The 6,981-nt window shown below is 60.8% G+C and carries 6 protein-coding genes; 4 read left to right on the top strand and 2 right to left on the bottom strand.

The window, feature by feature from the left end; all coding sequences use genetic code 11:
- The 4 genes from ligA to VMA09_05310 all read left to right on the top strand — a co-directional run.
- Positions 1–1,881, top strand: a 1,881-nt coding sequence (ligA, locus tag VMA09_05325) for an NAD-dependent DNA ligase LigA (protein HUA33004.1), incomplete at its 5' end; no start/stop codon positions are given.
- On the top strand, positions 1,882–2,166 hold the full coding sequence (locus VMA09_05320) for an acylphosphatase (GenBank protein HUA33003.1): 285 nt from the start codon (positions 1,882–1,884) through the stop codon (positions 2,164–2,166).
- 124 nt (positions 2,167–2,290) lie between these two features.
- Entirely contained in the window at positions 2,291–4,189 is a 1,899-nt protein-coding gene (locus VMA09_05315; GenBank protein ID HUA33002.1) for a 2-oxoacid:acceptor oxidoreductase subunit alpha, read from the top strand.
- A 7-nt stretch (positions 4,190–4,196) separates the two neighbouring features.
- Complete coding sequence (locus tag VMA09_05310; GenBank protein HUA33001.1) at positions 4,197–5,195, top strand: 2-oxoacid:ferredoxin oxidoreductase subunit beta; 999 nt, start codon at positions 4,197–4,199, stop codon at positions 5,193–5,195.
- Between the two features lie 157 nt (positions 5,196–5,352).
- On the opposite strand, the gene VMA09_05305 is transcribed toward VMA09_05310, so the two are convergent.
- Together VMA09_05305 and VMA09_05300 are read right to left on the bottom strand one after the other, a co-directional pair.
- Positions 5,353–5,721, bottom strand: a complete 369-nt coding sequence (locus tag VMA09_05305; GenBank protein HUA33000.1) for an MmcQ/YjbR family DNA-binding protein — start codon at positions 5,719–5,721, stop codon at positions 5,353–5,355.
- A 7-nt stretch (positions 5,722–5,728) separates the two neighbouring features.
- Positions 5,729–6,895 (bottom strand): amidohydrolase family protein, encoded by a 1,167-nt coding sequence (locus VMA09_05300; protein HUA32999.1) that lies wholly within the window; start codon positions 6,893–6,895, stop codon positions 5,729–5,731.
- Positions 6,896–6,981 lie beyond the last annotated feature (86 nt).

The raw sequence follows: 6,981 nt of genomic DNA, 5'->3' as shown, positions 1-6,981 counted from the left end.
CTCGAGCGCGAGCATCCGGAGCTGCTGACTCCCGATTCGCCTACGCAGCGCGTGGGTGCCGCGCCCAGCGAGAAGTTCGGCGTCGTCGTCCATCGCAAGATGATGATGTCGCTGGCCAACGCGATGGACGCTGAGGAGATGGCCGAGTTCGACAAGCGCATCAAGCGCCTGATTCGCAGCGAAGCCGAAATCGAATACGTCGCCGAGGTGAAGCTCGACGGCCTCGGGATCGAGCTTGTGTATGAGGATGGGCGGCTCGTCGTTGGCTCAACGCGCGGCGATGGAATCAACGGCGAGGATGTTACCGCGAATATCCGCACTATAAAGAGCGTGCCGCTGCGCCTCCAGAAGCCATCGCACGGCAAGATCCCGAAGCTGCTCGAGGTCCGCGGCGAGGTGATTATTCCGCGCAAGGCCTTCGAGCGGATGAACGAGGAGCGCGAGCAGGCGGGCGAGTCGATTTTCGCCAACCCGCGCAATGCCGCGGCGGGAGCGTTGCGCCAGCTCGATCCGCGCATTACAGCATCGCGCCCGCTTGACATATTTCTCTACGCGCCCGGTACGATCGAAGGCGCCGAATTCGCGACGCAATGGGATTTCCTGAATGGGCTTCGCGAGCTGGGACTCCGCACCAATCCGCTCTCGCGCGTATGCCACGGCGTTGGCGAAGTTATCGAGTATTGGAATGAGACGACGGAGAAGCGCCTCGGCCTCGACTACGATGCGGACGGCGTCGTGGCGAAGGTCAATTCATTCGCGCTGCAGGATCAGCTCGGCGAAGTGTCGCGCTCGCCGCGCTGGGCGATCGCATACAAGTTCAAAGCGCAGCAGGCCGAAACTGTAGTCGAGAAAATCGACGTCCAGGTCGGACGTATCGGATCGCTGACTCCGGTCGCCAAGCTCAAGCCGGTCGCGCTCGCGGGCGTTACAATCTCAAACGCGTCGCTGCACAACCTCGACGAGATTCGCCGCAAAGATATCCGCGAGGGCGATACGGTTCTCATCGAGCGCGCCGGCGACGTGATCCCGTACGTGCTCGAAGTCACGAAGAAGGCGCATCCGCGCGCGCCCGAGTTCCAGATGCCGGAGCATTGCCCGGAATGCGGCGCCGCGATCGTTCACGAGGAAGGGGAGGTCGCGTACTTCTGCGTCAACGCCAACTGCCCGATGCGGATGCGCGAGTCGATTCGCCATTTCGCGTCGAAAAACGCGGTCGATATCGAGGGCCTCGGCGACAAGCTCGTCGCGCAACTCGTCGACAAGGGGCTGCTCAAGGAACTCGACGATATCTACAAGCTCAAGAAGTCCGACCTCACCGAGCTCGAGCGGATGGCCGACAAGAGCGCGCAAAACGTCCTCGATGCGATCGACAAGTCGCGCCGCGTCAAACTCGACCGGCTGATCAACGGCCTCGGGATTCGCCACGTCGGCGAACACACCGCGCGCGTGCTCGCGCTCAAGTTTCGTTCGATGAAGGCGTTGATGAACGCGAGCGAAGACGATCTCCAGGGCGTGCGGGATATCGGCGGCGAAGTGGCGCACAGTATCCGCGAGTACTTCGATGAGCCGCGCAATCGCCAAGCCGTCGAGCGCCTCGAAAAGGAGCTGGAGGTTGAGGAGGTCAAGGAGGCCGCCGGGCGCGGCGCGCTCCGCGACAAGAGCGTCGTGCTGACTGGCAGCCTCGAATCGCTAAGCCGCGACGACGCTGAAGGCCGGATCATGGCCGCAGGCGGACGCGTCACGGGATCAGTCAGCCGCAAGACCGACTTCGTGGTCGCGGGCGCCGATCCTGGCTCGAAGCTGCGCAAGGCGCAGGAGCTGGGCGTGCGCGTCCTCGACGAAAAAGAATTTTTGAAACTCCTCGAGGGCGGGGACGTCTGAATGAAGGGTGAGCCGCAGCGCCTGCATATGGTGATTTCCGGCCGGGTGCAGGGCGTGGGTTTCCGCGCTTGTGCCTATGACGAGGCGCGATCGCTGGGGCTCAAAGGATGGGTACGTAATCTCGCGTCGGGTGAGGTGGAGATGGTGGTTGAAGGGAGTCGCGAAAGCCTGGAGATTCTACTGGCCTGGGCTCATCTCGGCCCGTCGGGTTCTCGCGTGAGCGATCTGCGCGAAGATTGGAGCGCGGCTGAGGGCGATTTCGCCGATTTTCGTATCCGCTATTGAGCGCCCCTTTAAAGGCTGACAGGCATTAGCTATACTTCAACTCCGCACCTTTTGGTATTTGTATTCCTTCGAGTATTCGGAGTAATTTTCGGACAGGCTTAAAGCATAAGGAGATTGGACTGAGATGGCTGTACCACCTGAGGCGGCTGGACAAGCCGCCGAGTCTCATGGCGGCAGCGCCGGCGCGCCGCACAAACCAAATGAGCGTCGCGACAAAGTTGTAATTCGCTTCGCCGGAGACTCGGGCGATGGGATGCAGTTGACCGGGATGCAGTTTACGTCGGAGTCGGCGCTGGCCGGCAACGATATTGCCACACTGCCCGACTTTCCCGCCGAGATTCGCGCCCCTGCGGGCACGCTCGCCGGCGTCAGCGGCTTTCAGCTCAACTTTTCGAGCAATGAGATTTTCACGGCCGGCGACGAGCCCAACGTGCTCGTGGCGATGAACCCCGCGGCGCTCAAGGCGAATATTGACGACGTTCCGCCCAATGCCGTGCTTATCGTCGACCGCGAGGCGTTCACTGAAGCCAACCTCAAGCGCGCCGGCTACAGCGCCAATCCGCTTACCGATCACTCCCTCGACAAGTTCCAGGTTATCCAGGTCGACGTGACCAAGATGACCACGAACGCGCTGCACGGCTCGGGCCTCACCAATCGCGACGTATTCCGCACGCGCAATATGTTCGTGCTCGGGATGCTGTCGTGGCTCTATCAGCGCCCGATCGAGAGCACGGTCAAGTACCTCGACAGCCGATTCAAGAAGCGCCCTGAGATCCTCGAAGCTAACATCAAGGCGCTGAAGGCCGGTTACAACTACGGTGAGACGGCCGAGCTGTTCACCAGCTCGTACGAAGTGCCGCCCGCGCGGATCAATCCGGGCGTCTATCGCAATATCACCGGCAACAGCGCGACCGCGCTGGGCTTCGTCGCCGCGGCGGTGAAGTCTGGCCGCCCGCTCTTCCTGGGCTCATATCCGATCACGCCCGCCAGCGACGTGCTGCACGAGCTTTCGGGTTACAAGAACTTTCCGGTTTACACTTTCCAGGCGGAAGACGAGATCGCGGGCGTATCGTCGGCGATCGGCGCGGCCTTCGGCGGCGCGATCGCGATCACGACGACCTCCGGCCCCGGCATGAATCTCAAGGCCGAGGCGATCGGCCTCGCGATGAAGACTGAACTGCCGCTGATCATCACTGACATCCAGCGCGCTGGTCCCTCGACTGGTATGCCGACCAAGCCCGAGCAGGCCGATTTGATGATGGCGATCTATGGGCGCCACGGTGAATCGCCCATGCCGGTGATCGCGGCCTCGACTCCCGCAGACTGCTTTGAATGCGCCTACGAAGCCGTGCGGATCGCGCTCAAATACATGACGCCCGTGATTTTGCTGACCGATGGCCAGCTCGCCAATGGCGCCGAGCCGTGGCTGCTGCCGGACGCCGACAAGCTGCCCGAGATCAAAGTCGAGCTTCGTACCGATCCTGAGGGCTTCATGCCCTATATACGTGATGAAGAAACGCTGTCGCGGCCATGGGCGGTGCCTGGCACGAAGGGCCTCGAGCATCGCATCGGCGGCCTCTCGACCGAGAACCTCACCGGCAACGTCAGCTACTCGCCCGCTAACAACGAGTTGATGGTTCGCACGCGTGCTCGCAAGATTGCCGGTATCGCGCGCGACTATCCGCCCCTTTCGATCTTCGGTGATGCGGCAGGCGGAGACCTCGTCGTGCTCGGCTGGGGCTCGACCTTCGGCCCGATTCGCGAGGCCGTCAAGCAGTTGCGCGACAAGGGCAAGAAAGTTTCGCACATCCATCTGCGCTACCTGAATCCGCTCCCTCGCGATCTTGAGGAGAAATTGCGCCTGTTCAAGCAGGTGCTGATTCCCGAGATGAACATGGGACAACTGGTCAAGCTGGTGCGCGCCGACTATCTGATCAACGCGTCCGGCTTCAACAAGATCCAGGGCCGTCCCTTCAAGGTCAGCGAGATCGTTAACCGCATCAACCGCGCCCTGGAGGGCTGATCGAGCAATGGCTACCGCGCTTACTCGTAAGGATTTCGTCTCTGACCAGGAAGTACGCTGGTGCCCCGGATGCGGCGACTACGCGATCCTGGCCGCAGTGCAAAAGGTGATGCCGGAGTTCGGCGTGCCGCCGGAGAATGTCGTGTTTATCTCGGGCATCGGATGTTCGAGCCGTTTTCCGTATTACATGAACACGTACGGCTTCCATACGATTCATGGCCGTGCGCCGGCATTCGCAACCGGGCTCAAGATTTCGCGCCCCGAACTCGACGTATGGGTCGTCACCGGCGACGGTGACGGGCTGTCAATCGGCGGCAATCATCTGATCCACGTGCTGCGCCGCAACGTCGATTTGAAGGTGCTGCTCTTCAACAACCGCATCTATGGATTGACCAAGGGCCAGTACTCGCCGACCTCCGAAGTCGGCAAGGTCACCAAGTCGACACCGGCAGGATCGGTGGACTTCCCGTTCAATCCAATTACGCTCGCGCTCGGTGCTCATGCGACGTTCGTCGCACGCAGCGTTGACGTCGAGCAGAAGCATCTTGGCGATATGCTGAAGCGCGCGCATGGGCATCGCGGCGCGTCATTCGTCGAGATTCTCCAGAATTGCAATATCTTCAACGATGGCGCGTTCAACGACGTGACCGACAAGGCAATCAAGTCCGAGCATCAGCTGGTGCTAGAGCACGGCAAGCCGCTTATCTTTGGCAAGAACCGCGACAAGGGTGTGAAGATGAACGGCCAGCGGCCCGAGGTGGTGACGCTCGGCAACGGCGTGACCGAAAAGGATATCGTCGTGCATGACGAGACCAACCTCGCGCTCGCGTTCATGCTCGGCAACTTCGAAGCTCCGCTGCCCACGCCGGTAGGAGTGTTCTACGCGACCTCGCGTCCGACCTACGACGCGGCGGTCAACAAGCAGCTCGCAGACGCCAAGGCCAAGCAAGGGCCCGGCGATCTGAAGAAGCTGCTCGAAAGCGGGGACACCTGGTCCGTGAACTAAGCAGGCCATATACGATCGATGAAAGCAGGGCGGGACAAATGTCCCGCCCTTTTCTTTTTGCGGCTTCGCGAGTGAGGGCGACTTCGCACCAACGTCCGCGCCTCTCAGTGTCGACTCGCGCAATGTCGATTACAGAACGTCAGCGGACCTTGAATTGCTATTGCGGCAGTTGTTCGACTAAACGAGCACCAGCGAATCTTCGCCACGCGTTCGCGAAGATGCGCCGCAACTCGTCGGGATGCAGCCTGCTCAAATGCGCCAGCACCATCGGATAGTTGCGATAGTGCTCAGTGATGTAAAAGATCCGCGGCTCGCCTTCCATCAAAATTTCGCGCTCGCCGAATTCCATCCGAATCGCGAGCGACTCGCCATCTTCCTTCATGCGGCAGATGAGTTTCTTGCGCACGCGAAAAGCGAGGGTGCCGTAGGAGACGCCTTCCGCGACGCCCGGAAACGAAAGCGCGATTTCACGGAGCGTAACGACGCTTGATGTATGCCTATCTCGCGCGGGTTTTTTCGCAGCCATCAGCGGCTCAGGCGCAGTTGTAGACCTTCATCACGTTGGTGCCGAGCACCTTTTCGCGATCGCCGGGTTTCAGCTTGTGATGCAGTTCCTCGACTTCCTCGATGTAGTTGCCGACGTGGTCGGGATGAGGAAAATCCGAAGCCCAGAAGAATCGATCCGCGCCGCACAGATCGACCATCGCCGGCAGTGCGCGCTCGTCGGGATCGGCTGAGATCCACACTTGGCGATTGAAGTAGAAGCTCGGCTTCTCCTTGAGCGGCACGGTATTGCCGACGAAGGTGCCGTAGACCGCATCGAGGCGATCGAGCCAGTACGATATCCACCCCGCGCCGGCTTCGAGCAGCACAAGCCGCAGCTTGGGAAACTTCTCGAATGTACCGTATTGGAAGAAGCTCGTGAAAGCGTGACGAATCGCGTCTGCCGCCGTGATGCTTAGAAAGTAATACTGCCCGCGCATGTACTTCTTGTAGTCATAGCGGCCAGGCAGTGCCCATACGGGCTCGATCGACGGATGAATCCCGAGCGGCACGTCGAGCTCCTGCGCCTTGGCGAACAGCATATCGTGATCGGGATGCGCATGCGGTTTGCGCGTCATCACGAACTGACAAACCCATCCGCCTTTGCATCCGTCCTTGACCGCGCGTTCGAGCTCGCGCGCAGCGGCCGCAGGATCACCAAGCGACAGATGCGCGATCGGAATCAGCTTACCGCCGCTGTCGGAGCAGAAATCTACTACCCAGCGGTTGTATGCACGCGTGTACGCCTGTGCGAGGTCGGCGTCTTCAGTCTCGGTTTCATAAAGGAGCGAGAGAGTCGGGTAGAGGAATGCCGCGGCGAGGCCTTCCTGGTTGATACGTTGCAGGCGTTCCTTCGCGTCCATCGCGCCGAACGGCGCCATCCCGCCGTAGGTCGGCCGATTCTGCCACTGCTCGCCGCGCGTCGTGCCCATCGCGGAGAGCCCGCCGAGCCGCCCACCGCTGAAAATCTTCGACGGCTTGCCACCAATCTCGAGAAACTCAAGTCCCTTGTCATCAAGGCCGATCCTGAGCGCGACGCTCTTGTACTTGTCCTCGATGTAGCGCTGCCAAAGCGTTGCATCCTCGAGAATATGCCCGTCAGCATCGACCGCACCGGGAAAGGTGAGTCTCTGAATCTCGTCGTGATTGGAAGACATCGTATTTCTTTCTCCGACACAAGAAGGGATCGCGTACCTGTTCGGTAGTCCGCCCGCGGCCAATTCGTCAAGCGTGATCGGTTCCA

The organism is Candidatus Binataceae bacterium, from assembly GCA_035508495.1.
GTDB lineage: Bacteria > Desulfobacterota > Binatia > Binatales > Binataceae > JASHPB01.
This window is presented reverse-complemented; position numbering and strand designations above follow the sequence as displayed.

Bases quoted from the DNA above. Each gene is read 5' to 3' on its own strand.
- VMA09_05310 (HUA33001.1), top strand. From the start codon at position 4,197: ATGGCTACCGCGCTTACTCGTAAGGATTTCGTCTCTGACCAGGAAGTA.
- VMA09_05320 (HUA33003.1), top strand. From the start codon at position 1,882: ATGAAGGGTGAGCCGCAGCGCCTGCATATGGTGATTTCCGGCCGGGTG.
- VMA09_05300 (HUA32999.1), bottom strand. From the start codon at position 6,895: ATGTCTTCCAATCACGACGAGATTCAGAGACTCACCTTTCCCGGTGCG.
- VMA09_05315 (HUA33002.1), top strand. From the start codon at position 2,291: ATGGCTGTACCACCTGAGGCGGCTGGACAAGCCGCCGAGTCTCATGGC.
- VMA09_05305 (HUA33000.1), bottom strand. From the start codon at position 5,721: ATGGCTGCGAAAAAACCCGCGCGAGATAGGCATACATCAAGCGTCGTT.